Origin of the sequence: Plantactinospora siamensis (assembly GCF_042434095.1) — a bacterium.
GTDB lineage: Bacteria > Actinomycetota > Actinomycetes > Mycobacteriales > Micromonosporaceae > KBS50.
Genome location: NZ_JBHLUE010000011.1, coordinates 707819 through 734344 on the forward strand (window position 1 = coordinate 707819; position 26526 = coordinate 734344).

27 protein-coding genes and 2 pseudogenes are annotated in these 26526 nt (G+C 72.9%); 17 read left to right on the top strand and 12 right to left on the bottom strand.

The features are described from left to right. Window positions 1-7 precede the first annotated feature (7 nt). From ACFFHU_RS16260 to ACFFHU_RS16275, 4 genes are all read left to right on the top strand, one after another. On the top strand, window positions 8-901 hold the full coding sequence (locus ACFFHU_RS16260; RefSeq protein WP_377339693.1) for a tryptophan 2,3-dioxygenase: 894 nt from the start codon (window positions 8-10) through the stop codon (window positions 899-901). A gap of 117 nt (window positions 902-1018) precedes the next feature. Continuing rightward, window positions 1019-1957 carry an acetaldehyde dehydrogenase (acetylating) gene (locus ACFFHU_RS16265; RefSeq protein WP_377339695.1) on the top strand — a complete coding sequence of 313 codons (939 nt, stop codon included), beginning with the start codon at window positions 1019-1021 and terminating at the stop codon, window positions 1955-1957. 266 nt (window positions 1958-2223) lie between these two features. Then, complete coding sequence (gene ctaJ / locus ACFFHU_RS16270) at window positions 2224-2535, top strand: aa3-type cytochrome oxidase subunit CtaJ (RefSeq protein WP_446686815.1); 312 nt, start codon at window positions 2224-2226, stop codon at window positions 2533-2535. Then, entirely contained in the window at window positions 2522-2929 is a 408-nt protein-coding gene (locus tag ACFFHU_RS16275; RefSeq protein WP_377339696.1) for a DUF5130 family protein, read from the top strand. The genes ctaJ and ACFFHU_RS16275 overlap by 14 nt, the downstream gene beginning before the upstream one ends. Before the next feature lie 150 nt (window positions 2930-3079). On the opposite strand, the gene ACFFHU_RS16280 is transcribed toward ACFFHU_RS16275, so the two are convergent. Beyond that, complete coding sequence (locus tag ACFFHU_RS16280) at window positions 3080-3652, bottom strand: Uma2 family endonuclease (protein WP_377339698.1); 573 nt, start codon at window positions 3650-3652, stop codon at window positions 3080-3082. A gap of 93 nt (window positions 3653-3745) precedes the next feature. Continuing rightward, entirely contained in the window at window positions 3746-6298 is a 2553-nt protein-coding gene (gene pepN, locus ACFFHU_RS16285; RefSeq protein WP_377339833.1) for an aminopeptidase N, read from the bottom strand. Between the two features lie 268 nt (window positions 6299-6566). On the opposite strand from pepN, the gene ACFFHU_RS16290 reads away from it, so the two are divergent. The 5 genes and pseudogenes from ACFFHU_RS16290 (at window position 6567) to ACFFHU_RS16310 (ending at window position 9400) form a co-directional block, all read left to right on the top strand. Then, complete coding sequence (locus ACFFHU_RS16290) at window positions 6567-7166, top strand: mycothiol-dependent nitroreductase Rv2466c family protein (RefSeq protein WP_377339835.1); 600 nt, start codon at window positions 6567-6569, stop codon at window positions 7164-7166. A 235-nt stretch (window positions 7167-7401) separates the two neighbouring features. Next, on the top strand, window positions 7402-7671 hold the full coding sequence (locus tag ACFFHU_RS16295) for a hypothetical protein (RefSeq protein WP_377339700.1): 270 nt from the start codon (window positions 7402-7404) through the stop codon (window positions 7669-7671). Between the two features lie 11 nt (window positions 7672-7682). Beyond that, window positions 7683-8532 (top strand): annotated as a pseudogene (locus tag ACFFHU_RS16300) (DUF1015 family protein); the annotation flags it as partial. A gap of 65 nt (window positions 8533-8597) precedes the next feature. Next, window positions 8598-8876 (top strand): annotated as a pseudogene (locus ACFFHU_RS16305) (DUF1015 family protein); the annotation flags it as partial. Between the two features lie 56 nt (window positions 8877-8932). Then, window positions 8933-9400 carry a ribose-5-phosphate isomerase gene (locus ACFFHU_RS16310; protein WP_377339702.1) on the top strand — a complete coding sequence of 156 codons (468 nt, stop codon included), beginning with the start codon at window positions 8933-8935 and terminating at the stop codon, window positions 9398-9400. 29 nt (window positions 9401-9429) lie between these two features. On the opposite strand, the gene ACFFHU_RS16315 is transcribed toward ACFFHU_RS16310, so the two are convergent. Then, window positions 9430-9828 (bottom strand): hypothetical protein, encoded by a 399-nt coding sequence (locus ACFFHU_RS16315; RefSeq protein WP_377339703.1) that lies wholly within the window; start codon window positions 9826-9828, stop codon window positions 9430-9432. Between the two features lie 117 nt (window positions 9829-9945). Here ACFFHU_RS16315 and ACFFHU_RS16320 point away from each other — a divergent pair, with 117 nt between their 5' ends. Beyond that, a complete protein-coding gene (locus ACFFHU_RS16320; RefSeq protein WP_377339705.1) occupies window positions 9946-10482 on the top strand; it encodes a hypothetical protein in 537 nt (178 codons plus the stop codon). Here the strand turns inward: ACFFHU_RS16320 and ACFFHU_RS16325 are convergent. Continuing rightward, a complete protein-coding gene (locus ACFFHU_RS16325; protein ID WP_377339706.1) occupies window positions 10425-11231 on the bottom strand; it encodes a polysaccharide deacetylase family protein in 807 nt (268 codons plus the stop codon). The two genes, ACFFHU_RS16320 and ACFFHU_RS16325, sit on opposite strands and share 58 nt — an antisense overlap. A gap of 87 nt (window positions 11232-11318) precedes the next feature. Between ACFFHU_RS16325 and ACFFHU_RS16330 the strand changes: the two genes are divergently transcribed. Further along, complete coding sequence (locus ACFFHU_RS16330; RefSeq protein ID WP_377339707.1) at window positions 11319-12020, top strand: ArsR/SmtB family transcription factor; 702 nt, start codon at window positions 11319-11321, stop codon at window positions 12018-12020. A gap of 136 nt (window positions 12021-12156) precedes the next feature. Here ACFFHU_RS16330 and ACFFHU_RS16335 read toward each other — a convergent pair whose 3' ends face one another. Next, window positions 12157-13041, bottom strand: coding sequence for a universal stress protein (locus tag ACFFHU_RS16335; RefSeq protein ID WP_377339709.1), 885 nt, complete (start codon window positions 13039-13041; stop codon window positions 12157-12159). A 223-nt stretch (window positions 13042-13264) separates the two neighbouring features. On the opposite strand from ACFFHU_RS16335, the gene gnd reads away from it, so the two are divergent. After that, window positions 13265-14731, top strand: coding sequence for an NADP-dependent phosphogluconate dehydrogenase (gene gnd / locus ACFFHU_RS16340; RefSeq protein ID WP_377339711.1), 1467 nt, complete (start codon window positions 13265-13267; stop codon window positions 14729-14731). Here the strand turns inward: gnd and ACFFHU_RS16345 are convergent. From ACFFHU_RS16345 to ACFFHU_RS16355, 3 genes are read right to left on the bottom strand one after another with little or no spacing between them, the layout of a single operon-like run. Beyond that, window positions 14720-15295: an NUDIX hydrolase gene (locus tag ACFFHU_RS16345; RefSeq protein WP_377339713.1), complete on the bottom strand. Its 576-nt coding sequence runs from the start codon at window positions 15293-15295 to the stop codon at window positions 14720-14722. The genes gnd and ACFFHU_RS16345 overlap by 12 nt on opposite strands. Continuing rightward, window positions 15292-15975, bottom strand: coding sequence for a class I SAM-dependent methyltransferase (locus ACFFHU_RS16350; RefSeq protein WP_377339714.1), 684 nt, complete (start codon window positions 15973-15975; stop codon window positions 15292-15294). Before ACFFHU_RS16350 ends, ACFFHU_RS16345 begins: the two co-directional genes overlap by 4 nt. 5 nt (window positions 15976-15980) lie before the next feature. Next, a complete protein-coding gene (locus tag ACFFHU_RS16355; protein ID WP_377339715.1) occupies window positions 15981-18083 on the bottom strand; it encodes a toll/interleukin-1 receptor domain-containing protein in 2103 nt (700 codons plus the stop codon). A 225-nt stretch (window positions 18084-18308) separates the two neighbouring features. Here ACFFHU_RS16355 and ACFFHU_RS16360 point away from each other — a divergent pair, with 225 nt between their 5' ends. Then, the gene (locus ACFFHU_RS16360; protein ID WP_377339718.1) at window positions 18309-19613 is read left to right on the top strand and encodes an FUSC family protein; all 1305 of its coding nucleotides are present in this window, start codon (window positions 18309-18311) and stop codon (window positions 19611-19613) included. On the opposite strand, the gene ACFFHU_RS16365 is transcribed toward ACFFHU_RS16360, so the two are convergent. Continuing rightward, a complete protein-coding gene (locus tag ACFFHU_RS16365; RefSeq protein ID WP_377339719.1) occupies window positions 19588-20025 on the bottom strand; it encodes an ester cyclase in 438 nt (145 codons plus the stop codon). The genes ACFFHU_RS16360 and ACFFHU_RS16365 overlap by 26 nt on opposite strands. Window positions 20026-20144: 119 nt before the next feature. Between ACFFHU_RS16365 and ACFFHU_RS16370 the strand changes: the two genes are divergently transcribed. Genes ACFFHU_RS16370 through ACFFHU_RS16380 form a run of 3 tightly spaced genes read left to right on the top strand, consistent with a single transcriptional unit; the run spans window position 20145 to window position 23547 of the window. Continuing rightward, a complete protein-coding gene (locus ACFFHU_RS16370; RefSeq protein ID WP_377339721.1) occupies window positions 20145-20669 on the top strand; it encodes a PadR family transcriptional regulator in 525 nt (174 codons plus the stop codon). After that, window positions 20666-21376 (top strand): ABC transporter ATP-binding protein, encoded by a 711-nt coding sequence (locus ACFFHU_RS16375; protein WP_377339724.1) that lies wholly within the window; start codon window positions 20666-20668, stop codon window positions 21374-21376. The genes ACFFHU_RS16370 and ACFFHU_RS16375 overlap by 4 nt, the downstream gene beginning before the upstream one ends. Then, on the top strand, window positions 21373-23547 hold the full coding sequence (locus tag ACFFHU_RS16380; RefSeq protein ID WP_377339726.1) for an ABC transporter permease: 2175 nt from the start codon (window positions 21373-21375) through the stop codon (window positions 23545-23547). The genes ACFFHU_RS16375 and ACFFHU_RS16380 overlap by 4 nt, the downstream gene beginning before the upstream one ends. A gap of 83 nt (window positions 23548-23630) precedes the next feature. Here the strand turns inward: ACFFHU_RS16380 and ACFFHU_RS16385 are convergent, their stop codons facing one another. Both ACFFHU_RS16385 and ACFFHU_RS16390 read right to left on the bottom strand, forming a co-directional pair. Then, a complete protein-coding gene (locus ACFFHU_RS16385; protein WP_377339727.1) occupies window positions 23631-24113 on the bottom strand; it encodes a roadblock/LC7 domain-containing protein in 483 nt (160 codons plus the stop codon). Next, window positions 24110-24481, bottom strand: a complete 372-nt coding sequence (locus ACFFHU_RS16390) for a hypothetical protein (RefSeq protein ID WP_377339728.1) — start codon at window positions 24479-24481, stop codon at window positions 24110-24112. The genes ACFFHU_RS16385 and ACFFHU_RS16390 overlap by 4 nt, the downstream gene beginning before the upstream one ends. A 461-nt stretch (window positions 24482-24942) precedes the next feature. Between ACFFHU_RS16390 and ACFFHU_RS16395 the strand changes: the two genes are divergently transcribed. Further along, window positions 24943-26019: an AraC-like ligand-binding domain-containing protein gene (locus ACFFHU_RS16395; protein WP_377339729.1), complete on the top strand. Its 1077-nt coding sequence runs from the start codon at window positions 24943-24945 to the stop codon at window positions 26017-26019. On the opposite strand, the gene ACFFHU_RS16400 is transcribed toward ACFFHU_RS16395, so the two are convergent. Then, window positions 25934-26503: a hypothetical protein gene (locus ACFFHU_RS16400; RefSeq protein ID WP_377339731.1), complete on the bottom strand. Its 570-nt coding sequence runs from the start codon at window positions 26501-26503 to the stop codon at window positions 25934-25936. The genes ACFFHU_RS16395 and ACFFHU_RS16400 overlap by 86 nt on opposite strands. Between the last annotated feature and the right edge of the window lie 23 nt (window positions 26504-26526).

Here is a 26526-nt window from a genome sequence, read left to right on the forward strand (position 1 = left end):
AGCAGCCATGGAGAGCACGGACGTCCGAGCGCCCGCCCCGGTGCGCCCGGTCAGCGCGGCCGACCGCGCGGCCCGGGCCGCCGCCAACCGCGGCGGGCCGACGCTCGAGTTCGCCGACCAGGTGCCGTACGACGCCTACGTGCGGGCCAGCACCCTGCACGGGCTGCAACACCGGATCACCGGCGAACCCGGCGAGATGTCGTTCCTCATGGTCAGCCAGATCATGGAGCTGTACTTCAAGCTCATCTGCTTCGAGCTGCGCGAGGCGTCCCGGCTGATCCGCGCGGACGACCCCTGGGGCGCCCTCGCGCCGCTGCGTCGGGCCGCCCTGGAGCTGGCGGGTCTCAACGGCGCCTGGGCGGCGCTGCGCTGGATGACGCCGGCCGACTTCAACCGGTTCCGGGACGAGCTCGGCGAGGCGTCGGGCTTCCAGTCCGCCATGTACCGGCAGCTGGAGTTCCTGCTGGGGCTGCGCAACCCGGCGCTGATCCGGCCGTTCCACCGGCAGACCAACGTGTACGACGAGCTGGTGGTCACGCTGGCCGCGCCGAGCATCTGGGACGACGTGCTCGAGCTGCTGCACCGGCGCGGCTTCGACGTGCCGGCCGAGGTGCTGCGCCGGGACTACTCGGACGAGCACGAGCCGGCCCCGGCCGTCGAGGCGGCCTGGATCAAGATCTACGCCGACGGCGGCCCCGACAACCATCTGCGGATGCTCGGCGAGGCGCTCGCCGAGGTGGCCGAGCAGTTCGGCGACTGGCGCTACCAGCACGTCAAGGCCGTGCAGCGCAGCATGGGCGCCAAGGTCGGCAGCGGTGGGTCGAACGGGCTGGCCTGGCTGCAGCGCAGCATGGCCCGGGTGGTCTTCCCCGAGCTGTGGTCGGCCCGGACGGCCATGTGAACCGACGGCAGGACGCGGTGACCGACCCGAACGCCGAGATCGCGCCGGTCCGCGCCGGGTCGTCGGCCTCGCCGTGGTCCTGACGTCAACCACCGGTTCTCCTCGACAGGGACATCGATGAGTCACGGCGTGGCGGTGCTCGGGGCGGGCGACCTCGGCATCGACCTGATGATCAAGGTTCTGCGGGTGTCGGAGACGCTCCGCATGGTGGCCATGGCCGGCGACGACCCGCAGTCCGAGGGCCTGGCCCGGGCCCGCCGGTTCGGCGTGGCCGTCGCGACCGGCGGCGTGGCCGAGCTGGTGGCGCTCCCCGAGTTCGCCGAGGTGGAACTGGTCTTCGACACCACGTCGGCCGCCGCGCGCCGGCACCATGACGCGGTGCTGGCCGGGCACGGCCGCACCGTGGTGGACCTGACGCCGGCCGCCGTCGGCCCGTACCTGGTGCCGGCGGTCAACCTGGACGCCCACCTCCGGGCGCGCAACGTCAACCTGGTCACCCCCGGCGCGCAGCTCGCCGCGCCGATCGTCGCGGCCGTCGGTCGGATCACCCCGGTGGCGTACGGGGAGGTCGTGTCCGCCGTCGCGGCGGGCGTCACCGGGCCGGGCGGGTCCGGCGAGCCGGACGGCCTCGCCGAGGCCACGGCCCGCGCGCTCGAGGTGGTGGGCGGGGCCGGCCGGGGCGGCGCGAGCGTCCTGCCGGACCCGGCCGTACCGCCGCGGCCGAGGCGGGACACCGTTTGCTGCCTCTGCCCGGACGCAGCCGCCGACCGCTCAGCCATCGCCGGCTCGGTGGCCCGGATGGTGGCCGAGGTCCGGGCGTACGCGCCCGGCTACCGGCTCGCGCGGGAGATCCGCTTCGAGCCGGTGGACGCGTTCGTGCCGACGCTCGGCCGGCGGTTCACCGGGCTGCGGGTGTCGGTCTTCCTGGAGGTCGCCGGGGCCGGCCACCACCTGCCGGCGCACACCGGGCTGGACATCATGGCCTCGGCCGGCCTGCGCGCCGGTGAGCGTCTGGTGGCCGTACGGGCGGCGGAGCGGCTCCGGGGGCGGCCATGAGGACATTCTTCACGCGCCGACCACGGACCGAGCCGAGCTGCTCGGCCCCTGATCGTCGCCGGTCGTGGCGGGATGAGCCCGGGTGGTGTATGTCCCGGGCGGACGGGGAACACCACAATCGCCCGGCGTGGCGGATCGGCACCCGGAGGCAGGGCCCGGCCCGCTCTCCGCTAACGTGAAGCACGGCAGGCGGGTACGGCGACGGCGACGGCGCCGTCGGCCGTCCCGACCATCCATTCGAATCTTCAGATCTTCGCCTGGGGGCGTTGAGGTTGTCTGTTACCGAGACGTTGCTGATCTACGTCGGCATCCCGGCCCTCGTCGTGCTCGTGATCTCCGGCCTGGTGTTCGCCGGCCGGGGTCGCGGTGGCAGCGCGGCGCGGCGGTACCGGCCGGGCCGGCCCTTCGACTTCACGCCGGTCTGGTTCCTCTCCTCGCCCGAGCAGCTCGCCGAGACGGCCGGGGTGGCGCTGCCGCCCGGCGCGCAGACTCCGGCGCTGACCAGCAGCGAGGTCGAGCACCGGCCGGAGACCGCGGCGCGGATCGGCGCGACGGGAGGCGCAAGTGACCGTTGGTGAGATGACGGAGCGTTCGGAGCGGCCGGTGGTGCTCGACGGTCCGTTCACGACCCGCCAGTTGCTGCGCATCGACGAGGCCATGCGCACCGCGGACCGCGCGACCGGCCTGGTCTTCTCGATTTACGTGGGCGCGCTGGAGGAGCCGATCCGGGAGCACGCCGAGCGGCTGCACCGGCAGCTGGCCGAGCCGGATCGCGGCGTGCTGGTGGCGCTGTCGCCGAACCAGCGCCGGCTGGAGGTCGTCACGGGCGCGGAGGCCCGTCGACGCATCCCGGACCGGGACGCCAAGCTCGCGGCGCTGTCCATGGTGGCCGCCTTCGGTGGCGGCGACCTGGCCGGCGGCATCGTGGCCGGCCTTGACCAACTCGCCTCCCGGGCCAAGCTCGCGCGCTGACCGCGGAACTGCGCCCGCGGCCTGAACGCGGTCACGCACGCGCGGCCTGGAACGTGGTCACGCACGCGCGGCCTGACCGCGATCACGCACCTGCGGCCTGACTGCGGTCACGGCCCTCGGACGGTCAGGCCGGCGCCGGCCGAGGCCGCCTCAGTGGGTCGCGGCCCAGTCGCCCGGCGTCACCCGGATCGGGAAGGGCTGCTCGATCACCATGCTGTCGGCGCCGCCGACCGAGGCGAGCGGCCGGTAGTGGCCGGCCGCGGTCAGCCGGTAGAGGTGCGCCACCGGGCCGCGGTCGCCGCGTTCGATCCGCCAGTACGCCTCGATGCCGGCCTCCGCGTACAGGCCCGGCTTGGTGAGGCGGTCGTGCCGACGGCTGCCCGGCGACTCCACCTCGACGACCAGCGCGACGTGGGGCTGCTCTATCCACATGCCGTCCGGTGGAGCGCCCGGCCGGAGCACTGTGATGTCCGGGGCGAGCAGGGTCCCCGGGCTGAGCCGGACGCCGGCCTCTCGGATGATCCGCCAGCCGGGCGGCGCGGCAGAGCGTAGCGCCAACCGAATCTCGTCAGCCAACTCGTGATGCCCGTACCCGGCCGGAGGGGTCACGTGCAGGCTCCCGTCGATGATCTCGTAGCGGTTCCCGTCTCGAGGCAGGTCGAGCAGGTCCCGCTCGCGCCAACCCCGCTCGGGTGGCCGCCATTCGTAGCTCGGTTGAGCCATCACGTTCACCTCCCGCCCTCACGATAACGGCCCGGGCCGCACGGGGTTACGCCCCGCACGGCCCGGGCCGGCATCGGTCTCGCTCAACACCCGTCAGGCGCTCCGCGCGTCCCGCTCGCGGGCCCGCAGCGCGCGCAGCACGCCGTCCCGGCCCTCGGCCACCAGCCGGCGCAGCCCGGCCGGGTGACCGGTCGCGGCCAGCCAGGTGTCGGTGGCCGCCACGGTGTCCTCGCCGACGTGGTACGCCGGGTAGGCCAGCTGGGCGAACTCCTGCGCCGGCTCGCTGTCCCGGCGCGCCCAGACGGCGTCCGCCTCGCCGAAGAACCGCTCGACGTACGGTGCGGTCAACTCGACCTGCGCCGGGTGGTGGAAGCCCTGCAGCAGAGACCGGTTGCGCCAGTTCGGCAGCGCCTCCTCGCCGGTCAGTTCCCGCCACACCCGGGCCTTGTTCTCGGCGGTCGGGATCAGCGCCCGGGCCGTGGCGGCCTCCCGCTCGCCGCTGGCCGTCCGGTCGCCGGCCAGCTCGGCATCGATCTCGTCGGCGCCGGCCACCCCGGCCGCGGCCAGCGCCTGCAGCACGATCCAGCGCAGCTCGGTGTCGATGGTCAACCCGGCCGGGACGTCGGTGCCGGCCAGCCAGCCGCGCAGGATGGCCAGATCGCCGTCCGAGCGGGCGGCCGAGGCGAACGCGCGGGCCCAGCCCAGCTGCAGGCCGCTGCCGGGCTCGGCCGCCCGCAGCGTGGCGTACGCGGTCCGAGCCAGCGCGGCCCAGCCCTCCGGCGCCCAGGCCGGGTCGGCGTACATGGTCAGGGTGGCGGCGACCTGGCGCAGGGTGGGCGTGACCAGGTTGATGTCGGTCTCCCGGGGCAGGCCGGCGAGCACCAGCGCCACGTAGTCCCGGGGGGCCAGCTCGGCGTCGCGCACCATGTCCCAGGCGGCCGTCCAGCACAGCGCCCGGGCCAACGACGCCTCGAAGCCGGCAATGTGCTCGACCACGTTGGCCATCGACCGCTCGTCCAGCCGCAGCTTGGTGTACGTCAGGTCGTCGTCGTTGAGCAGCAGGACGTCCGGCGCGGCCGTCCCGGCCAGCTCGGCCAGCTCGGTGGTCTCGCCCGCGACGTCGACCTCGATCCGGTCGCGCCGGACCAGCCGGCCCTCGCCGCTCAGGTCGTACAGGCCGACGCCGATCCGGTGGGTACGCAGCGTGGGGTGGTCGCCGGGCGCCTCCTGGCGGACGACCACCCGCTCGTACCGGCCGTCGGTGCCGACCGTGACCTCCGGCCGCAGCGTGTTGACCTGCGCGGTCTCCAGCCACTGCGCGGCGAACTTGCGCAGCTCGCGACCGGAGGCCGCCTCCAGCTCGGTGAGCAGGTCGTCGAAGGTGGCGTTGCCCCAGGCGTGCTTGCCGAAGTAGCTGCGCAGCCCGGCGAGGAACGGGTCGATCCCGACGTACGCGACGAGCTGCTTGAGCACGCTGGCGCCCTTGGCGTACGTGATGCCGTCGAAGTTGACCTCGACGGCCTCCATGTCCGGCATCTCGCAGTAGACGGGGTGCGTCGAGGAGAGCTGGTCCTGCCGGTAGCCCCAGTTCTTCCGGACGGCCAGGAACGTCGTCCAGGCGTCGGTGAACCGGGTGGCGTGCGCGTTGGCCCAGTGGCTCGCCCACTCGGCGAACGACTCGTTCAGCCACAGGTCGTTCCACCACCGCATGGTGACCAGGTCGCCGAACCACATGTGCGCGAGCTCGTGCAGGATCGTGTTGGCCCGCTGCTCGTACTCGTAGTCGGTGACCTGCGACCGGAAGATGTAGATGGCCTCGGCGTGCGTGACGCAGCCGAAGTTCTCCATCGCGCCGGCGTTGAAGTCGGGCACCCAGAGCTGGTCGTACTTGGGCAGCGGGTAACGCACCCCGAACTTCTCGTGGAAGAAGTCGAAGCCCTGGCGGGTGATCAGGAACAGGTCGTCGGCGTCCATGTGCTCGGCCATCGAGGCCCGGCAGTACACGCCCAGGTCGATCCCGTCGTGCGTCTCGCGCACCTCGTGGTACGGGCCCGCGCAGAGCGCGGTGATGTAGGTGCTCATCCGGGCCGACTCGGCGAAGTGGACGGTCTTCGCGTCCTCGCCAGCCGGCTCCTCCCGCTCGACCGGCATGTTCGACACGACCCGCCAGTGCGCCGGCACGGTCGCGTGCCAGGTGAACACGCTCTTCAGGTCGGGCTGGTCGAAGCATGCGAACACCCGCTGGGCGTCGTTGGTCTCGAACTGGCTGTAGAGGTAGGTCTCCCCGTCCACCGGGTCGACGCTGCGGTGCAGGCCCTGACCGCTGCCCGAGTACGCGAAGTCCGCCTCGACGACCAGCGTGTTCTCCGCGGCCAGCCCGGTCAGCGCGAGCCCGCCCTCCGGCGTCCAGCCGGCATCGTCCACGTCCGTGCCGTTCAGCGTCACGCGGCGAACCGCGGCGGCCGCCAGGTCGATGAAGGTCTCGGCACCCGGCTCGGCGCACCGGAACCGGACGGTGGTGGTCCCGGGGAAGGTGGCGCCGCCGGCCGCCTGGACGGCATTGGACAGATCGAGGTCGATGTCGTAGCTGACCACATCGAGCAGGCGCGCCCGCTCGGTGGCCTCGACCTGGGTCAGGTTATGCACTCCCGGCACGTGAGTCTCCATCCGTATCGCTCGATCAACCGGACACCGGCGTCCGGCGACCCCCCGACCGCGGCCGGCGGTGTGCGGCGGCGGCCCTGTTGGAGTCTCGCACGAGCCGCGACCGGTACGTGGCCGAGGTCACGGGCGGGTTCCGGGAGCGGATCCCCGCCGGCGGGGCGATGATCGCTGCAGAGGTGCGCGCCGCGCCGGCGCGCCAGCGATCTCACCGCCGGAAGGGGTTGTCGTGACCGAGCGCGCAACCGTAGACATGTGGTTCGACCCGATCTGCCCGTGGGCGTGGCTGACCTCGCGCTGGCTGCTGGAGGTCGAGCAGGTGCGGCCGGTACGGGTGGACTTTCACGTGATGAGCCTGTCGGTGCTCAACGAGGGCCGGGACCTGCCGGAGGAATACCGGGAGATGCTCGACACCGGCTGGGCGCCGGTGCGCATCTGCATCGCCGCCGAGCAGCGGTACGGCACCGACAAGCTGCGTGACCTGTACACCGCGCTGGGCACCCGGATCCACCCCGGCGGCCAGGAGCGGGGCCCGGACCTCTACGCCGCGGCGCTCGCCGAGGCCGGCCTGGATCCCGACCTGGTCAAGGCCGGGGAGAGCACGGAGTACGACGAGGCCCTCCGGGCCAGCCACAACGCCGGGATGAAGCCGGTGGGCACCGACGTGGGCACGCCGGTCATCCACGCACCCGGTCCGGAGGGCCGGCCGGTGGCGTTCTTCGGCCCGGTCATCACGCCCGCGCCCAGGGGCGAGGCGGCCGGCCGGCTCTGGGACGGCGTTCTGCTGGTGTCGGCTACGCCCGGCTTCTACGAGCTCAAGCGCTCCCGCGAGCAGGGCCCGATCTTCGACTGAGGTAAGGAAGGGCCCCTTGTTATCGCTTTTTGTATAGGAAGGGGCCCTTCCTAACACTCGGCGGGCGTTCGCCCGGTGGATTGCCGGAAACCCACCCGACGCCGTGGCGGGAGTCGATATCGTGACGCTGTCTGGGCGTGGCGGCCGATCGCGCCGCGCGGGCGTGCGGGAGCTTCGACCCCGCTCGTACTGGAGGCGTGCGGGGCCTCGACCCCGCCCGTACTGGAGGCGTCGCATGGCCAAGCACCGCCGCGGATCCGCCGAAGAGCCGGCGGGGCGGATCGGGGACGAGGTCGACCGCAATCTCGGCGGGGAGTACTGGTCGGTGGACGACTGCGCCTGGACCATGCTCAACCCGACCCTGCCGGAAAATCTGGTGGACCTGCTGGCTCCGCCCATCGTGGTGGGGGCCGTCCCGCTGACCGGGCCGGCCGCCGGCCGCGCCGGCGTACCGGGGCGTGGACACCCGCGGGGTGTCCGCGAACACCGGGGCCGGCGCCGGTAGCGTTTCGGGGCATGACGGTCGTACACCCGATCAAGCGGGCCTGGATCACCACGGGCGGCACCGGCGCGCAGAACTACGACGAGTTCGCCGACGATGCCGAGATCACCGCCATCATCGAGGCGAACCCGCACAGCGCCCTGGCCATCGAGATGCCGCACCGGGCCCCGGAGACCGTCGGCCGGTCGTTCACCGAGGCGCTGCCGGCGGCCGCGCACCGGTTGGCCGAGGCCAAGGCCGACGGCAGCTACACGCCGGCCGAGGATGTCGTGGCGCTGTACCGGATCAGCTCGGCCGTCGAGGAGCCGGCGTACGGGCTGTTCGCCATGGTGGACACCGCGGAGATCTCCACCAGCGCCGCCGAGCCGGGCCTGGTGATCCGCAACGAGGACGTGTTCGTCGAGAAGGTACGCGAGCGAGTGGCGCTGGCCGACGCGGTGGGGCACCTGCTCTCCCCGGTGCTGCTGCTGCAGACCGGCTCGGGCGCCCGGCTGCACGGCGCGCTCGCGGCGGCCACCGAGTCGGCCGGCGCGCCCGCGGCCACCGACGTCGACCAGGCCGGACGTACCCATGCCATCTGGCTGCTCGGGCCGGGCCCGGCGCAGGACGAGCTGCTGGACCTGGCCGGCGGCGGCGAGCTGGTGGTCGCGGACGGCAACCACCGCAGCCTGGCCGCGCAGACCGGCGGGCTCGCCCGGTTCCTCGCGGTGGTCACCACGCCGGCCTCGGTGTCGATCCAGCCCTACAACCGCCTCGTGAGCGAGCTGACCGTGCGGCCCGACGAGCTGCTGGACCGGCTGCGCGCGGCCGGCGCCCGGGTCGCCGAGGTTGACGCCGCTCCCGCGGTGCCCGCCCCCGGCGAGCCGGTGCGGATCCACCTGGCCGGCCGGACGTACGAGGTGGGCCTGCCGGCCGGCGCCGGTTCGGCGGTGGAGAACCTCGACCACGCGCTGGTGGAGCGGGTCCTGCTGCGCGAGGCGTTGGGGCTCGACCCGGGCGACAAGCGGATCACGTACGTGGGCGGCGACTATCCGGCGAGCTGGCTGGCCGCCGAGGTGGAGGCCGGCCGGGCCGAGCTGGCGATCCTGATCGCGCCGGTCACGGTGGACGACTTCGTGACGGTCAACCTGGACCGGCGGAAGATGCCCCGGAAGAGCACCTGGTTCACGCCGAAGGCGCGCGGCGGGCTGGTGCTGGCCGAGATCTGACGCCCTCGGCGAACCCGCGGTACGGGGTCGCCGCGCCGGCTGACAGACTGCGCGGTATGCGCGTCTACCTGGGCAGTGATCATGCCGGCTTCGAGCTGAAAGTGCACCTGGCAAACCACCTCGGGACCTCCGGCTACGACGTGGTGGACGTCGGACCGCACGCCTTCGACCCGGACGACGACTACCCGACGTACTGCCTGCACACCGGCGCCCGGGTGGTGGCCGACCCGGGCAGCCTGGCCGTGGTGATCGGTGGCTCCGGCAACGGCGAGCAGATCTCCGCCAACAAGGTTGCCGGGGTCCGGGCCGCGCTCGCGTGGAGCACGGAGACCGCGCAGCTGGCCCGCCAGCACAACGACGCGAACGTGGTGGCCATCGGGGCGCGGCAGCACACCCTCGACGAGGCCGCCCGGATCGTCGAGGCGTTCCTCAGCACGCCGTTCTCGCAGGACGAGCGGCACGCGCGCCGGATCGCCCAGGTGGGGGAGTACGAGCAGACCCGGGAACTCCCGCCGCTGCCGTGAGCTAGCGCCCGGCTTCGGCGGCGTCCGGCTCAGCGGGTGTGCCGGGGCAGGTCCTCCCGGGGCACCCAGTTGCGCCGGACGATGACGAGCTCGGCCTCGGCCTCGGCGAGCTGCTCGCCGGTGGGCCGGGCGGCGTCCCGGGCCCGCAGGGCCGCCCCGACGCCGACCTGGGAGGAACCGGAGCCGACCAGACCGCGCAGCCCGCGCTCGGCGTCCCGATCCTCCGCCGCGCCGCCACCGCGGCGCCGGGCGGTCGGCTCGGGCGGCTGCGGGTCCTGCACGGCCGCCGTGACCGCCGAGGGCCCGTCCGGCTCGGCCGGCAACCCGTCCGTACCGGCGCCGACCCCGGCGTCGGCCGGTCCAGCGGCCGGCGCGCCCGCCTCGGAGGCGTGCCGGTGCCGGCGTCGCCGACGCTCCACGTCCGCCATGCTCCCGACCGTACCCCGGGCCCACCCTCGGTGCGGTCGCCGCCCGCTTTGCCGGGTCGTTACCCTCGAAAGCGGGACGGGCGACGGGGGTCGGGCCGCTCCCGATGGGGAGGAACAATGTCGGATCAGTTCCAGCCGTGGGCCGAGCGGACCGTGGAGATGCCGCCGGACCAGGCGGAACAGCACGAGTTCCGCCGGGGGGTGGCCCCGGTGGGCGCTCGGCGCACACCGCGGACCGAGAGCTTCCCGACGGTCTCGCAGGAGCCGACCGGCACGGGCTGGCCCGGCGAGGATGCGCAGCAGACCCGCCAGCCCCTCGGGTACCACCTGGCCCAGCTGCGCCGCGGCGGCGAGTGGAGCACCGCCGGCGGCCTGTTCGCCTTCGTCTGCTGGGGTGTCTGGGCGATTTCCTCCCGCGGCGACCTGACCAGCCCGGTCGCGGCCTTCGTGCTGACGCTGTTCGTCGCGGTCGGCCTCTTCGCGCTGGCCCGGGTGCTCGGCCGGATCGTCTGGGAGCGGCAGCTGCACCGGCCGCGCCGCACGGCCCGGGGGGCACACCTGGTCACCGGGCTCTTCCTGGCCGGCGTCGGCATCGCCTACCTGCGGCAGACCGACTGGGTGATGTCGGCCTGGCACTGGCTGCTCGGCCCCTGAGGCCCGGTGAGCCCGTGCTCGGCCAGCGGCCCGACCCGCCAACCGCGCTCGGCGCAGCCGGCCAGCAGCTCCGGCAGCGCCCCCAGGGCGGCCCGCCAGGCCCCCGGCGCGGACGCGCAGTCCGAGTCGTGCAGCAGCACGGTCCCGCCGCCGGCCAGGCCGGCGCGTACGGTCGCCAGCACCGTCCGGGGGTCGGCCTCGGCCGTCCAGTCCCGGCCCCAGCAGGTCCAGAGCACCGAGGTGAGGCCGAGCCGCCGCGCGGCCAGCCAGCCCGGGCCGGTCAGCACCCCGTACGGCGGTCGGTGGTATCGCGGCCGCACGCCGGTGGCCGCGGTGATGACCGCCACGGCCCGGGCCAGCTCCCGGTACGTCGCCGCGGGGTCGCGGAGCAGCAGGTTGCGATGCGACCAGCCGTGCACCCCCACCTCGTGCCCGGCCGCCACCAGCTCGCGGGCCAGCGTCGGCGCGCGCGGCACCATGCCGCCGAGCAGGAAGAAGGTGGCCCGCACCCGGTGAGCCGCCAGCACCTCCAGGAACAGCGGGGTGGAGGCCGGATCGGGACCGTCGTCGAAGGTCAGCGCCACATGGTCCGGCGCGCCGACGCCGGACAGCGCGGGAAACCAGCGCAGCCGCACCGTGGGCAGCACGGTGGCCGCCGGCAGCGCATGCAACAGCCCGCCGGCCAGCGCGAGCAGCCCGGCCCGGCGGGCGGCGCCGACGGGTCGATGATCCCAGCGGTACGTACGCATTCGCTCGTTATACCCGATCCGGCCGGTCAATCGCCCCGACGGCCTCCTTCGGTACGCCCCGAAGCGTTCCGGCCGTAGGTTGGCGGCATGGGCGTGGAGGTCGACGTTGCCCGGGCGGCCCGGCTGATCGCCGAGCCGGCCCGGGCGGCGATGCTGGAGGCACTGTTGTCCGGGGTGGCGCTGTCGGCGGGGGAGCTGGCCCGGGCGGCCGGGGTGAGCGCGGCGACGGCCAGCGAACATCTGAGCCGGTTGGTGGCCGGCGGCCTGGTCGAGGTCCACCGCACCGGGCGGCACCGCTATCACCGGCTCGCCGCCCCGGAGGTGGCGCACGCCCTCGAGGCGCTCGCGTTGATCAGCCCCGCCCGGCCGGTCAGCTCGTTGCGCCGGGCCCGCGCCGACACGGCGCTCCGGTACGTCCGTTCCTGCTACGACCACCTCGCCGGCCGGCTCGGCACGGCGTTGCACGACGGCCTGGTCGCCGACGGTTCGCTGGCGGTGGGCGGGGACGGTTACCTGCTCACCGACGCCGGCCAGCGCCGGCTGGTGGCCGTCGGCGTCGATGTGGTCGCGGCCCGCGCGGCCCGCCGGGCGTTCGCCCGGAGCTGCCTGGACTTCACCGAACGCCGCCCGCACCTCGCCGGCGCGCTCGGCGCCGCGCTCCGCCAACTGTGCCTGGACCGTGGCTGGCTGGTCCGGCGGGCGGCGGGGCACCGCGCCCTGCGGCTGACCGACACCGGCCGGCGGGACCTGCCCGCGGCCTTCGCCATCGACCTCCCACCCCCCGACTGACCCCCGCCTCACCCCTACCGTCGACGATCTTGCACTTTTGGCCCGGGCAAAGCACACATGATCCGCGATTCATGGGCCCAAAGTGCAAGATCGTCAAGGAAGTAGGGGGAGCGAGGGGGGAGCGGGGGGAGCTGGGTCAGGCGGGGGTGGGGGAGGGGCGCTCGCGGACGATGGCCACCGGGCAGTGCCCGTGGTGCACGAGGTGCTGGCTGACCGAGCCGAGCAGCAGCCCGACGAAGCCGCCGTGGCCCCGCGAGCCGACCACGGCGAGCGCGGCGGTCCGGCTCGCGGCCGCGAGCGCCGGTCCGGGGCTCTCGGTCAGCACGGCCACCTCGACGGGCACCGCCGGGTACTTCTCCCGCCAGCCCGCCAGCTGCTCCTGCACGGCCCGCTTCTCGTCGGCGGCCACCGCCGTGAGGTCGAACGCCGGCAGCTGCCACGTGCTGGCCGGCGGTACCCAGGTGCGCACCACGCGCAGGCCGAGGCCGCGGGCCGCGGCCTGCTCGAAGGCGAAGCCGAGCGCCAGCGTCGAGCAGGGGGAGCCGTCGACGCCGACGAGCACCTGCCGCGGGTGGTCCGGCCGGGGTTCACCGGCCCGGATGATCACGACGGGGCAGTGCGTGTGCGCCGACACGGTCACCGCGGTGGACCCGACGAGCAACTCGGGCACGCCGCCGGTGCCACGATGGCCCACCACCAACATGGCGGCCTCGTGTGAGCAGTCCCGGAGCACCACGCTGGGCGGTCCGTCGTACACCGTGCTCCGCACGACGGTCTCCGGGAGGACCTCGCCGATCCGGGCGGCCGCTCCGGCGAGCATCCGCTCGGCGGCCGGTCGGGCGGACGGGTCGGGCCAGTACGTCGGTCGGGCCGCCACCGGCCCGGGAACCGTGGGCAGCTCCAGGGCGTACACCAGCCACACGGGCGCGCCGGTCCGGGCGGACTCGTCGATCGCCCAGTCGAGCGCCGCCTCGCTGCCAGCGGATCCGTCGTATCCCACGACGATGGGCAGGACGGTCATGGCTACCTCCTCGGGCGCTGCGGCGGAGATCTCCGTCGCACTCCAAGCGTTCGGCAGCGGCCGCGTCGCCGGCAGGGCCTTCCGACCTCCTTCCCACCATGCCGGATGGCCCATGCTGATCTGGAGGTGGCGTTCGCGCGTACCTAGGGTGGGTAGGAGACATTCCGGCCGGCCGTCTCCGGGCGGCAGCCGACGACCAGCGACGACAGGCAGGCGAAAGCGAATGAGCGAACAGGCAGACACCGCCCGCGGCACGGCGCAGATCGGCGTCACCGGACTGGCCGTGATGGGCCGCAACCTGGCGCGCAACCTGGCCCGGAACGGGTTCACGGTGGCCGTGCACAACCGGTCGGCGGAGCGGACCCACAGCCTGGTGGCCGAGCACGGCGACGAGGGCACGTTCGTGCCGAGCGAGTCGCTCTCGGACTTCGTCGCCTCGCTGGAGCGGCCCCGGGCGGTCATCGTGATGGTCAAGGCCGGCGCGCCGACCGACGCGGTCATCGACGAGCTGGTGCCGCTGCTGGAGGACGGCGACATCGTGGTGGACTGCGGAAACGCGCACTACGACGACACCCGGCGGCGGGAGGAGGCGCTGCGCGGGCACGGGCTGCACTTCGTCGGCACCGGCGTCTCCGGCGGCGAGGAGGGCGCACTGCTCGGGCCCAGCATCATGCCCGGCGGTTCCGCCGAGTCCTACCAGAAGCTCGGGCCGATCTTCGAGAAGATCGCCGCGCAGGTGGACGGCACGCCGTGCTGCCGGCACATCGGGCCGGACGGCGCCGGGCACTTCGTGAAGATGGTGCACAACGGCATCGAGTACGCCGACATGCAGCTCATCGCCGAGGCGTACGACATGTTGCGGACCGGGCTGGGCGCGGAGCCGGCGGAGATCGCGGAGATCTTCACCGGGTGGAACTCCGGAGATCTGGAGTCGTTCCTCATCGAGATCACCGCGGACGTGCTCGGGCACACCGACGCCGCGACCAAGCGACCCTTCGTGGACATCGTGCTCGACCAGGCCGAGCAGAAGGGCACCGGCCGCTGGACCGTGCAGAGCGCCCTCGACCTCGGCGTCCCGATCACCGGGATCGCCGAGGCCACCTTCGCACGGTCGCTGTCCGGGCACGCCGACCAGCGCGCGGCCGCGGCCCGGGCCTTCGCCGACGTGGACGCCGGCGCCGCGCCGTGGGCGACCGACGACCGGGAGACCTTCATCGAGGACGTCCGGCGGGCGCTGTACGCGTCGAAGATCGTCGCGTACGCGCAGGGCTTCGACCAGATCCAGGCCGGCAGCGACGAGTACGACTGGAACGTCGACCGCGGCGGTCTGGCCACCATCTGGCGGGGCGGCTGCATCATCCGGGCCCGTTTCCTCGACCGGATCCGCGAGGCGTACGACGAGCGGCCCGACCTGCCGAGCCTGATGGTGGCGCCGTACTTCGCCAAGGGCATCACCGACGGGGTGCCGAGCTGGCGCCGGGTGGTGGGCGACGCGGCCCGGTACGGCATCCCGGCGCCGGCCTTCGCCTCGTCGCTGGCGTACTTCGACGGGCTGCGCCGGGACCGGCTGCCGGCCGCGCTCATCCAGGGGCTGCGGGACAACTTCGGCGCGCACACCTACCGCCGGGTGGACCGCGACGGCGCCTTCCACACGCAGTGGGCCGGGGACCGGTCCGAGTCACCCGCCTGAGTCATCCGGGGTGCCGTCGGGTCCGCTCGGCGCGGGTTCGACGGCGCCCCCCCGGCTTGGCCCTGCCACGGCCCGCAGCCGAGGTAGGACCAACGGCAAGGAGCGCTCCACGAAACTGGTTATCTTCATGCTCTTCCGATCGCGCTCCAGCCGTTCCGGCGTGAAGTACTCGATCCGCTCCACCTCTCTGGGTTCGATCGTGAATTCGCCGTCGTAGAACCCGAGGAAGACGCCGACCATTTCCAGGTCGGGCTGGGAGTAGAACCGGCCCAGGAACTCAAGGCCGGCCTCGGCCCCGATCTCCTCGCGCATCTCACGGTGGGCGCACGCCTCGTACGTCTCACCGGCGTGCAGGTGGCCGGCCGCGGCGCCCGACCAGTAAAGGGGGTACGCCTTCTTGGTAGCGGCCCGCTGATGCAGCAGCAACTCCCCGCGACTGTTGGCCAGCATGATGAATGCGACCCGACAGATGAGTTCGCCGTTCACGAACTCGTTCTTGTGCGCCTGCCCGAGCACCTCGTCCGCCTCGTTGACGACGTCTCGCCAGCATTCCGGCTGGTTCATGATGACTTCCTCGGTTCGGGCGGTCGGTAGACGTTTTGGGCGATCATCTTGATGAAGCTGTGCAGGTGTCCCGGCATGTCATGGTGGCCCTGCTCCACGCGCATCCGTTCGAAATAGAGCAGGGGTTTTGACCACGTGGCGTATGCCTGGTAGACGGTCCCACGCTCCCGGTCCGGGAACGTCGGCACCACTCGGTGGCAGTCCGGGACCGGAGTGTAGTCGCTCCACAGGGAGATCGCGTTGATCCCGCCCGGCCTGGTGAGTTCCTGTAGCCGTCGGCAGGCAGTCTCCTTGTCCTGAATGTAGTGCAGGACGCCATTGCAGATGACCATGTCATAACGTCCGTGCCGGAACGGGTGCGTCAGGAGGTCGCCGCGTTCAATTCGAAGCTGGACTTCCGCCTCGCGGGCGAACTTCTGGATTTTCCGCACTCCGTTACCGGACAGTTCAACTGCGTCGACCTCCCAGCCCAGGCGGGCCAGTCGGATGGCATCGGCCCCTTCACCACTGCCGACGTCCAGGGCGCGCCCGGGGCCATGGTGCCGGGCGTGGCGCAGAATGAACTGCGTCATCAGGGAGCCGGCGTGGTCCTCGGGGGAGAGCGAATAGATGTTCGGCTGGCGCCACCAGTACCGTTCGGGGGTCGAGTAGGCGCTGTCGAAGAAGTCCCGTATTTCCATGTTCGCTACACCTCGATCGGTAGCGACGTCATCAGGCGGCCGTCCCGGTACGCGCGATCCAGCTCCGCAACGGCATCCGACCGACGCTCATCCTGATGGATTTCGGCCGATAGCTCGGCACTGCCCGGAACGCCAAGACGCGCATAGAGCGGCAGCAGATGGCTGAAGAACACCCGGTACTGCAGACCGGCAAGCCCAGTGACCAGCAGTTCGACGCCCGCGGCGTACCGGTAGGCGCCGGCCTCGGCGAGCCGCGTTCTCGCCAGAGCCGCCAGCCTCGAATGGCTGATGGAGTCGATGGGCGGTACCGCCAAGGAGGCTGCCTCGAACTCGCCGTGCGCGAGGAGGTTGAGCCGCAGTAATGCCGCCGCCCGAGCCTGCTGCGCCGGCCGCATGGCCGTGTCGAGGACCAACAGCGCGTTGGCGAAGACCTGGCACCTGCGGATCTCCACCAGTTCCTCGACCGTCCAGCCGAACATCCGACTGCTTTCGGCGAAGGCATGTGACTCCGGCAGCTCCTGGGCGAACATCCAGAAGTAGAGGTTTTCCTTGTCGGGGTAGTAGAACGGCAGCGTCGCGCTCAGCTCCGCCAAGCTGGGCAGAGTGGTCAGGCCGAAGTCCTCGCGCAGTTCGCGGCGCAGTGCTGCCAGAGCGGCATCGAGGGGCAGTTCGTAGTCGGCGGTCGGTCCCACGCCACTCGATGGGCCGTGCGGCGGCAGGTCGCGCTGGTTGATGTAGCCGCTGACATGGGACACCCGGCCCAGCTCCCGGGTGGAGCTGGTCGGCGTGTTGACCTGGAGTAGCGGCTCCGGACCCGACTCGCTGTTCCGCCAGGTCACCCCGATGATCGCGGGCAGCCAGTCCGACAGGTTGCGGCCCGGTGTCAGCACGCTGCGCCGGAACCGGACCGATCGGCACACAAACGTTCCGTCGGACGCCCGTGGCGCGCCCACCAGCACCACCTCGTGCTCCTCCCGGCTGTTGGCCACGACGTCCCGGAAGGCGCTCTCGAAGGCGTGATCGACCCGGCTGAGAAGCTCGACGCATAGGTACTCCTCCGCGTTACCGCCGACGCGCGGAAGGGTCAGTTGTACGGTCCGCCGCCCGTCCGGAAATTCGTACAGGACTCCCGCGAAGGGCAGCATGTAGCGGTATGAGTACAGCGTCCAGCGTCCGGGCTTGCCGGTGCGCAGGAGCAGTGACGTGAGCTCTCGCTTGGTCTGTCCAGCCAGCCGGACCCGCTCCTTCAGCGCGTGCGCGCCCGAGGGCGATTCGCCCGTAAGGTCGTCGTTAACGTATAGCAGCACCTCCTCCGCCAGGAAGACGAAATCGATGTGCTCCCAGAACGCCGCGCTGGCGCCTCGGGTCGACTGGCGTATCGTGAGCGCCCGCTCCAAGCAGTGCGGGAGCCGGGCGGTGGCGAGGCCGACGATCGTCACCCGTTGCGCCGCGACCAGGTCGGAGATCAGTTTCGTTTCGTCCATCCCGAAGCTGGTCGCGACTACCGGGGTCAGCACCTCTTGTCGTGGACCGCTCGGTTGACTGCCCTGGTCGAATGGCTCATCGGGACGGCTGAGCCGCCGGAGGACCGCCACGAGGTCGCTGACCAGCCGCCGGACCGCGGTCCGGAACGCGTCGCCCCCGGCGGTCGCACCGGACAGGTCGATGGCCTGCCGACTCGCCAGCTCCGCCAGCCGCCGTTTCGCGTCAACCTCGCTGTCGAGCAGATTGTCGGCCGGGGTCAGAATCACCGGGAAGACCAACGACTCGTCCGGCTCAAGCCGATGCTCGCGCCGGCGTCCCTGCTCGAGCGCGCAGAACGCGTCAAACTCCCGGCCGCACCATTCAGAGGTCAGATAGGACGGCGTCTGGAAGACGATGAGTGTGGCGCTGCCACGTAGCGCCCGGTGAATCCGCTCCTGCCAGTGCGCCGAGACCGGCACGTCGACCACGTCGAAGAACAGCCGGACGGGTCTTCCAGTGATGGCCCGGAACTCGTCCTCGATCTGCCCTATCGACGCGCCGACGAGGCCGGACACCCGCTCGTCGAAGCGGGTGTAGCTGATGAAGGCGTCATACTCCCAGGTGGGCAGGCTGAGGTCGGTCATCTGCCTGACCGCCCGGCCGGTCCGTACCGCGCGGTTACCGGGACCGCGTTCGGCGGGCGTTCGCAATCACGTCCCCCCACGTGCTTCAGCGTATCAACGCATGGCAATGGAACGGTTTGCGACGATCAGCTCTGTCGGGCAACGGGCTGAGCCTGCGGATCGGTATGCGCTGAGTCGCTGGTCGGAGGTACCCATAAGACGGGCCCGGGTGGGTATCCGCAGCGGGTGGCGGGGCAGGGACGCGAGCCGGACGCCGGCCCGGACGAGGGGGCGGCCGGGTCCGCCGACCTGGACGAGGGCGCGAGCGGGCACGCCGGTCCGGACGGCCGAGCGGCCGAGTCGTACCGCCGCCGGGTCGAGACGGTGCTCTCCGACCTGCGCCGGCGCACCGCCTCGACCCGCCGTGACCGGCTGCGGCAGCTCCGGCTGAATGGGATCATCGCGGTGCAGGCCGGTGTGGCGGCCGGGCTGTCCTGGCTGGTGGCACACGACCTGCTCGGCAACACGCGGCCGGTGTTCGCCCCGGCCGCCGCGGTGGGCACCATCGTCTCCTCGGTGGGGCAGCGCCTGCGCCGTTCGGTCGAGCTGATCATCGGGGTGGCGCTCGGGGTGGCCATCGGCGATTTCCTGGTCGGCTGGCTTGGCGCGGGCGCCTGGCAGACGGCGCTCATCGTCTGTCTCGCGGTGGCGGCCGCCCTGGTGCTCGGCGGCCGCGGGACGCTGGTGGCCCAGGCCGGCGGTACGGCCGTGCTGATCGCCACGCTGTCGCCGGTGGTGGAAAACCTGGAGGTGCCGCGGTTCGTCGACGCCACTCTGGGCGGCGCCATCGGGATGGCCGTGGTGGTGCTGCTGCTGCCGCTCAACCCGGTCCGCGCGGTCGAGCGCTCGGTCCGCCCGGCCGCCGACGTGTTGTCCGAACAATTGCGGGCGGCGTCCCGCGCTCTGGCCGAGCGGGACGCGGCCGCCGCCCGGCGCGCGTTGGAGGCCCTTCGCGGGATCGCCGAGGACTTCGCCCGGCTGCGGGAGGCGTTGAGTGGCGCCCGCGAGGTGGTCTCGCTGGCACCCAGCCGGTGGCACCGGCGGCAGTTGCTGGCCGCCTACGCCGACGGGGTGGACCGGCTCAACCGGGCCGCCCTGAACAGCATGGGACTGCTGCGCCGGTTGGTCACGCTGATCGAGGACCGCGAGCCCGCGCCGCCCACCCTGAACCTGGCCATCGAACGGCAGGCGGAGGCGGTTCGGCACCTGCGCCGGGATTTCTTCGAGGGTCGCCGGCCGGAGGAGTGTCGGCGGGTGACCCTGCTGGCGGTGGCCGAGGCGGCGGTGGCTTGCGAGACGGGGTTGGGGCTCTCCGGCACCGCGGCGGTGGCCCAGATCCGGACGGTGGCGAGCGACCTGCTCCAGGCCACCGGCCTGCCGGAGGGCGAGGCCAACGCGCTGGTGCACCGGGTGGCCGCCCGGACCGTCGAGTTCGGCCCCGCGCAGGAACGGCCGGGCGCGGCCGTCACGGAACGCCCTGCTCGCCAGTGAGGCGTACCGCCGACAGGTCGTGCAGCAGCGCGAGATCGTCGGCGATCATCCAGATGTCGCTGATCCGCCCGTCGGTCAGGGTGAGCACGTCGGTGACCCGGATGGATACCTCGCGGCCGGTCGGCGGCACCGTGCCGAGCGGTGTGGCCAGCGGCCCGACGTGCCGGGCCCGGATCCGGAACGCCACCGCGAGCCGATCGTCGGCGGCCAGCCGGTGTACGACCTCGGTACGCCGGTCGGCGTACGTCCGTTGCATGGCGCGGGCCCGTTCCACCAGGTCCGCGCAGCTCATCGGGGTGCCGTTCACGGTCACCGGATCGGTGTAGACCGCGCGGAACTCGGCCACCGGGTCGGCCCGGTCGTCGAGCGGCACCGTCCACAGCGCCAGCAGCCGGTCGAGGAAGTCGTCCATGTTCGTCGATTGTTCTCCCGGTCCGCCCGTCGCCGACACCCTCGGTGGCCAGCTCGGCACGGAAGAGGAACATCCCCGGTGTATGTACGCGGCGTATATACCCGAGTTATAGTCTCCTCATGAGTGTGCCACTGACCCTGCTCGGCCTGCTGGAACGGGAACCGAGCCACGGCTACGACCTCAAGCGCGACTACGACGAATACTTCGGGCGCGGCCGTCCGCTGCCGTTCGGCCAGGTCTACTCCACGCTGGGCCGGCTCGCCCGGGACGGCAAGGTGGTGGTGAGCGAGGTGGCGCCGGGCGAGGGCCCGGACCGCAAGCGGTACGTCATCACCGAGCGCGGCGCCACCGAGCTGGACACCTGGCTCAGCGAGCCGGTCGAGGCGGAGCCGCACCTGCAGACGGTGCTGTTCACCAAGGTCACCCTGGCGCTGATGCTCGACCGGCCGGCCGAGGAGTACCTGGACAGCCAGCGGCAGGCGCACCTGCGCCGGATGCGCGAGCTCACCGAGATCAAGCGCAGCGGAAACCTCGTCGACGCGCTGCTGGCCGACCACGGCCTGTTCCACCTGGAGGCCGACCTGCGGTGGATCGACACCACCTCCGCCCGGCTGGACGCCCTGGCCAAGGCGGTGCGGCGATGACGCAGGGCGGTGCGGCGATGACGACGTACGCGATCGAGGCCCGGGATGTGCGCCTCGCGTTCGGCGCGACCCCCGCGCTGCGCGGCGCGAACCTCGCGGTGACCCCCGGCGAGGTTGTCGCGGTGATGGGCCCCAGCGGGTCCGGCAAGTCGACCCTGCTGCACTGCCTGGGTGGCATCCTCGTGCCGGACGCCGGCGAGATCCACGTCGGCGGGCACCGGGTCGACACCCTGGACGAGACGGCCCGCAGCACGCTGCGGCGCGACCGGTTCGGCTTCGTGTTCCAGTTCGGCCAGCTCGTCCCCGAGCTGACCGCCGAGGAGAACGTGGCGCTGCCGTTGCTGCTCGGCGGCCTGCGCCGGGCCGACGCGCTGGACCGGGCCCGCTCGTGGTTCGACCGGCTCGGCCTGGCCGGGCTGGAGCGGCGACGCTCCGGCGAGCTGTCCGGCGGCCAGGCGCAGCGGGTGGCGCTGGCCCGCGGGCTGGTGGCCCGCCCCACGGTGCTGTTCGCCGACGAGCCCACCGGCGCGCTGGACACGCTCACCGGCGAGCAGGTGATGAACCTGCTGGTGGACGGCGCCCGCGAGCAGGGCACGACCGTCGTGCTGGTCACCCACGAGGCCCGGGTGGCCGCGTACGCAGACCGGACGGTGCTGGTCCGCGACGGCCGGGTCACCGCCGACGAGCCGGCGCGGGTGGGCTCATGATCCGCTTCGGGCTCCGGCTGGCCGTGACCGGCGGCCGGGAGGTGCTGGTCCGGCTGGTCATCATCGCCCTGGCCGTGGCGGCCGGGGTCGGGATGCTGCTCGCCGTTGTGGCCGGAGTCAACGCCGTCAACGCGCAGAATCCCCGGTACGCCTGGCTGGCCCCCGCCGCCGACGCCGGGACCCCGGTGCCCGGCGTCGATCCGCTGTGGGCCGCGGAGCGGGACGACTACGTCCGGCACACCCTGATCACCCGGGTCGACCTGGCCGCCACCGGGCCCGCCTCCCCGGTGCCGCCCGGCCTGCCCCGGGTGCCCGGCCCGGGCGAGTACTTCGCCTCGCCGGCGCTGGCCGACCTGCTCGGCGCCCTGCCGGCAGACCAGCTCGCCGATCGCTATCCGGGTCGGCTGGTCGGCACGATAGGCCGGGCCGCGGTGCCCGACCCGGACACCCTCATGGTGGTGGTCGGCCGCCGCCCGGCGGAGATGGCGGCGCTGGACCGCGCCATCCAGATCAGCCGGATCAACACCGACGTCCCACCGGTCCGCGCCGACGCGCTCAAGCTGGTTCTCGGCACGGTCGCGGCCGGGCTGCTGTTCCCGCTGCTGATCTTCACGGGCACCGCGACCCGGCTGTCGGCGGCCCGCCGCGAGCAGCGGTACGCGGCCATGCGGCTGGTCGGCGCCACCCCGCGGCAGATCTCCCTGATCGCCACCATGGAGGCCGGGCTCGCGGCGGCCGCCGGCACCGCGCTCGGCTTCGGGGTGTACGCGTCGCTGCACGGCGTCCTCGCCGGCATCCCGTTCACCGGCAACCGGTTCTATCCCGACGACTTGGCGCTGACCTGGATCGACGCCGTCGCCGTGGCGCTCGGGGTGCCGCTCGCGGCCGCGCTGGCGGCCCGGCTCGCGTTGCGCCGGGTCCGGATCTCCCCGCTGGGCGTGAGCCGGCGGGTCACCCCGCGCCCGCCGTCGGCGTACCGGCTGCTCCCGCTGCTGCTCGGGCTCGCGCTGCTGGCGTACCTGCTGTTCCGGCGGCCGGAGACCAGCACGGCCCAGCTGCTGACCTTCCTGCCGGGGATCCTGCTGGTGATGACCGGCCTGGTCGCATCCGGACCGTGGGTCACCATGGTCGGCGCGCGGTTGCTGGCCGCCCGGTCCCGCCGGCTGGCCACCCTGGTGGCGGCCCGCCGGCTGGCCGACGATCCGCGGGCGGCCTTCCGCGCGGTCAGCGGGCTGGCCCTGGCGCTCTTCGTCGCCACCGTGGCCACCGGGGTGATCAGCACGATCGTCTGGGAACGCGGCCCGCGCGACGGCGGATCGAAAGGGGGCGACACCACCATGCAGATGTGGTTCGCAGAGCCGCCGGGTACGCAGGTGCCGGCCGCGGTGAGCGGCCTGGCCACCATGCCCGGCGTGCGGGACCTGACCGTGCTCCGGCAGAACCCGGACCACCGGAACGGGGAGCCGGAAACGCTGGCCAGCTGCCGGGACGTGCTGCGGGTCCCCGGTCGGGGTGGCTGCCCGCCGGGCGCCACCGTCGTGCGGGTGTGGCCGGACTTCACCGGCTGGCGCGGCGAGCCGCCGCCCGCGCAGTGGCCGGCCGCCCCGATCACAGAGGCGGAGTTCGCGCGGTTGCCGGTGTACTGGATCCTGCTGAACACCGACGGATCGAAGTCCACGGTGGAACGCGCCCGCACGGTGCTGGAGCAGGCATACCCAGACAACCGCTTCCCGCCGAACATGCGCGGCGACTTCGAGTCCGACGTCAACAAGGCGTTCGTGGCGTGGCAGCGGCTGGCCGAGGTGATCATCGTGGCCAGCATGGTGGTGGCCGCGGCCGGCCTCGCGGTGACCATCGCGAGCGGGCTGGCCGAGCGGAGACGCCCGTTCAGCCTGCTCCGGCTCACCGGGGTGCCGCTGCGGGCGCTGCGCCGGGTGGTGGCGCTGGAGACCGCCGTACCGCTGCTGCTGGTGGCGGCGGTGGCCATCGGGGCCGGCCTGCTGACCGCGTCGCTGTTCCTGCGCGCCCAGATGGACTACGGCCTGCGCCCGCCGGGGCCCGGCTACTACGGCTTGGTGGCCGCCGGCCTGCTGGTCGCGCTCGCCGTCATCGCCGCCAGCATGCCCCTGCTGAACCGCACAACCGGCCCCGAGGTGGCCCGTAACGAGTGAAAGGAAGGGCCCCTTGTTATCGCTTTTTGTATAGCAGGGGGCCCTTTTTAACGCTGGGCGCACCCGGCGCGACCCGGGGGCGGTCAGCCGGAGCCGGACAGCAGGGCGGCTAGGCGGTCGGCGACCGGGGGAGCGTGCAGGTGCAGCCGTGCCACGTTGACCGTGTCCGTGCCCACCACCGCGAGCAGGGCACGGTCGCCGACCGCGTACACGCTCAGGTAGCCGGCGCCGTTGCGCACGGTGGACTGCAGGAAGGGCCCCTGGTCCAGCCGGAACGCGACCTGCCGGCCCAGGCCGTAGCTGCTGGCGGCGAGCGCCGCCAGGTCGTCCGCGTCCACGGTGGTGAGCAGGTTGTGCGAGATCAGCAGGCCGTCCACGCCGCCGAGGAGGCAGCCCCGCACGCCGGGGATCTGGATGCGCAGGTCCGTGAGTTCACCCTCGATGGCCCGGTACGGCAGCGAGGGGTCACCGGCGAGCGACGGTGGATAGCTCGGCCGGGGACCGGCCGGCGGTCGCTGGGCGGTGCGTCGCGGCAGGCCGCCCCGGCCGTTGTCGGTCCCGGTCACAGATCCAGGGTCTCCTCGATGCCGCGCAGTTGGTGGCGGGCCAGCGCGAGATTGGACCGGGTCTTGCTCAGCGCCAGGTAGAGGAAGAGGCCCTTGCCGTTGCGGCCGGTGAGCGGGCGGATCAGGTGGTACTGGTTGGTCAGCGTGATGAGGATGTCCTCGATCTCGTCGGCCAGGTTGAGCATCTCGATGGTGCGCATCTTGGCGCGTACCACGTCGGTGTTGCCCGCCGCCGCGACCGTGAGGTCGAAGTCGCTGGTGCCGCCGGCGACGCCCAACGTCATTCCGCTGTTGTAGTCGACCAGCGCCACGCCGATGGCGCCGTCGATGCTCATCGCGCCCTTGAGGGCCACGTCCAGGTTTGCCACAGAGTTCTCCCCAGGTTCGGTGACGGCAGGGCCACTCCGAGCCGGAACTGGCGGAGGGGGTCACCGGAGGAGCGGTGCCGCGAAGTGCCCCGATGCTGGCACATCCGGCACGGCGGGGGCGCTCGCGCATTCCGGATCGATCCGACCGGTGCGACCAACCCGCCCGGAGTCCCGTCAAAAGGACCAGGGCGGAGGTTGTCCCGGTTCCGGGCAAGATGCTACGAACGCCGCTGGGCAGAACACAGTGGAGTGGGATCACTCGCCCGGAGTGGTTGACCCCGTACCGCTCGGCGCCAAATCGAGTAATGGGGAATGGTCCGTTGAGTAGCACGAGCTATTGACAGCCCGGACAGTGCTGATCGGAGCGCCGGCCCCTTGTCCGGGCAGGGGCCGGCACGCATCGACACCCCCGGAGCCGCACCCCCGATGTGTCCCCCGGACCCGGCGGCTCGGCACAGAGCATGCCGGACACGGCGGCCGAGCACATTGACGTGGAGCGCGCGGAGTTTGACGATCCGCGCACCCCGAACCCGGCGGCCTCCGCTAGGCTGCCCTGGGTGATCGAGCTGCGCAGCCAGGATCTCCCGGCCGCGGACCGGTTCGGCTGGTGGTCCGACCTGGTTGGCGGCGCGTTCGGCCCGACGCTGATCACCAGCCCGCTGGCGGCCGACTTCCGGGCCCGGGCCGGATTCCTCCCGATGGGTCAGGTCATGCTCTCCACCCTGGGGTTGCCCACCCTGCAGTCGAAGCGCACCTGGTCGACGATCCGGCAGGCCGATCCGGAGCTGCTGCAGATCGCCCTCATCACGGGCGGCAGCCTGGGCGTGGAGCAGCACCGGAACCGCGCCCTCGTGGGCGCCGGCGACATCGTGCTCTACGACAGCTCGCACCCGTACGACGCCTGGGTCGGCGCCGACTGGCCGGCCGGCGCCGTACAGCTCCACCTGCCCAAGCGGGAGATCCCGGTGCCGCCCGGGAAGCTCCGGCCGCTGCTGGCCCGGCGCTGGCCGTCCGGCGCCGGGCTGGGCGCCGTGCTCGGCCGGCTGCTCGAACAGCTCGCCGCCGAGGCGGAAAACCTGGCCGGGGACGAGGCGCCCCGGCTCGGTTCCGCGCTGGCCGACGTGTCGGCGGCGTTCCTCGCCGACCTCGCCCGCACCGAGGGCCTGGTGCCGCCCGAGACGCGCCGGTCCGCCCTGCTGCAGCAGATTCGGGTGTTCATCGACCGCAGCCTCGCCGACCCGGCGCTGTCCCCGACCACCGTGGCGGCCGCGCACCACATCTCGGTGCGCCACCTGCACCAGCTCTTCCAGGCCGAGGAGCAGACCGTGGCGGCCCTGATCCGTACCCGCAGGTTGGAACGCTGCCGGGCGGACCTGGCCGAGCCCGGGCTCCCGGCCGCCGCCGTGGGCGCGCGCTGGGGATTTCCCGACCCGGCCGTCTTCAGCCGAGCCTTCAGCGCACGGTACGGCGTACCGCCGGGCGAGTACCGGCGCCGGTCGTCCGCCGGACGACGGCACGACGACGGCGTACGTAACTGAGCGCGACGGCGAGCAGCAGCGGCCCCCAGGCCAGCAGCGGAACGTAGCAGGCCAGCACCCCCCGGCCGGGCTCCGGGCGCGGTAGGTCGCTCTCCCGCGGCCCGACCAGCACCGGTCCCCGGTGGACGAAGTGGAACGTCATGTTCAGCAGCGCGTACAGGCAGATCGCGATGATCACCCCGGCGCCGACGAACGCGGGGATCGCGGCCGCCCGGACCGGAACGGCCCGGCCGCCGAGGCCGGGCACCCAGCGCGGGATCCGCTCGCCCCAGTCGTGCACCAGGCCGAGGGTGAGCAGCGCCAGCCCCACCGACCCGGCGGACAGCACGATCAGGTACGTGCCCTCGGCCGTCATCCCGACCGTGCCGCCGGTGAGCAGGGTGACCCGCCAGATGGCCGACGGCAGCACGCAGAGCGGCACGGCGTACGCGGCCAGCACCGCCCAACGCGGTGGGGGTGTGGAGGTGCGGTTCGCGGTTGGCATATGGCCAGGGTCATGGCCGGCGG

Bases quoted from the DNA above. Each gene is read 5' to 3' on its own strand.
- ACFFHU_RS16400 (WP_377339731.1), bottom strand. From the start codon at position 26,503: ATGCCAACCGCGAACCGCACCTCCACACCCCCACCGCGTTGGGCGGTG.
- ACFFHU_RS16380 (WP_377339726.1), top strand. From the start codon at position 21,373: ATGATCCGCTTCGGGCTCCGGCTGGCCGTGACCGGCGGCCGGGAGGTG.
- ACFFHU_RS16280 (WP_377339698.1), bottom strand. From the start codon at position 3,652: ATGGCTCAACCGAGCTACGAATGGCGGCCACCCGAGCGGGGTTGGCGC.
- ACFFHU_RS16370 (WP_377339721.1), top strand. From the start codon at position 20,145: ATGAGTGTGCCACTGACCCTGCTCGGCCTGCTGGAACGGGAACCGAGC.
- ACFFHU_RS16350 (WP_377339714.1), bottom strand. From the start codon at position 15,975: ATGGAAATACGGGACTTCTTCGACAGCGCCTACTCGACCCCCGAACGG.
- ACFFHU_RS16375 (WP_377339724.1), top strand. From the start codon at position 20,666: ATGACGCAGGGCGGTGCGGCGATGACGACGTACGCGATCGAGGCCCGG.
- gnd (WP_377339711.1), top strand. From the start codon at position 13,265: ATGAGCGAACAGGCAGACACCGCCCGCGGCACGGCGCAGATCGGCGTC.
- ACFFHU_RS16310 (WP_377339702.1), top strand. From the start codon at position 8,933: ATGCGCGTCTACCTGGGCAGTGATCATGCCGGCTTCGAGCTGAAAGTG.
- ACFFHU_RS16325 (WP_377339706.1), bottom strand. From the start codon at position 11,231: ATGCGTACGTACCGCTGGGATCATCGACCCGTCGGCGCCGCCCGCCGG.
- ACFFHU_RS16330 (WP_377339707.1), top strand. From the start codon at position 11,319: ATGGGCGTGGAGGTCGACGTTGCCCGGGCGGCCCGGCTGATCGCCGAG.
- ACFFHU_RS16295 (WP_377339700.1), top strand. From the start codon at position 7,402: ATGGCCAAGCACCGCCGCGGATCCGCCGAAGAGCCGGCGGGGCGGATC.
- ACFFHU_RS16355 (WP_377339715.1), bottom strand. From the start codon at position 18,083: ATGACCGACCTCAGCCTGCCCACCTGGGAGTATGACGCCTTCATCAGC.
- ACFFHU_RS16265 (WP_377339695.1), top strand. From the start codon at position 1,019: ATGAGTCACGGCGTGGCGGTGCTCGGGGCGGGCGACCTCGGCATCGAC.
- ACFFHU_RS16320 (WP_377339705.1), top strand. From the start codon at position 9,946: ATGTCGGATCAGTTCCAGCCGTGGGCCGAGCGGACCGTGGAGATGCCG.
- ACFFHU_RS16365 (WP_377339719.1), bottom strand. From the start codon at position 20,025: ATGGACGACTTCCTCGACCGGCTGCTGGCGCTGTGGACGGTGCCGCTC.
- ACFFHU_RS16345 (WP_377339713.1), bottom strand. From the start codon at position 15,295: ATGAACCAGCCGGAATGCTGGCGAGACGTCGTCAACGAGGCGGACGAG.
- ACFFHU_RS16395 (WP_377339729.1), top strand. From the start codon at position 24,943: ATGCCGGACACGGCGGCCGAGCACATTGACGTGGAGCGCGCGGAGTTT.
- ACFFHU_RS16335 (WP_377339709.1), bottom strand. From the start codon at position 13,041: ATGACCGTCCTGCCCATCGTCGTGGGATACGACGGATCCGCTGGCAGC.
- ACFFHU_RS16315 (WP_377339703.1), bottom strand. From the start codon at position 9,828: ATGGCGGACGTGGAGCGTCGGCGACGCCGGCACCGGCACGCCTCCGAG.
- ACFFHU_RS16260 (WP_377339693.1), top strand. From the start codon at position 8: ATGGAGAGCACGGACGTCCGAGCGCCCGCCCCGGTGCGCCCGGTCAGC.
- ACFFHU_RS16290 (WP_377339835.1), top strand. From the start codon at position 6,567: ATGTGGTTCGACCCGATCTGCCCGTGGGCGTGGCTGACCTCGCGCTGG.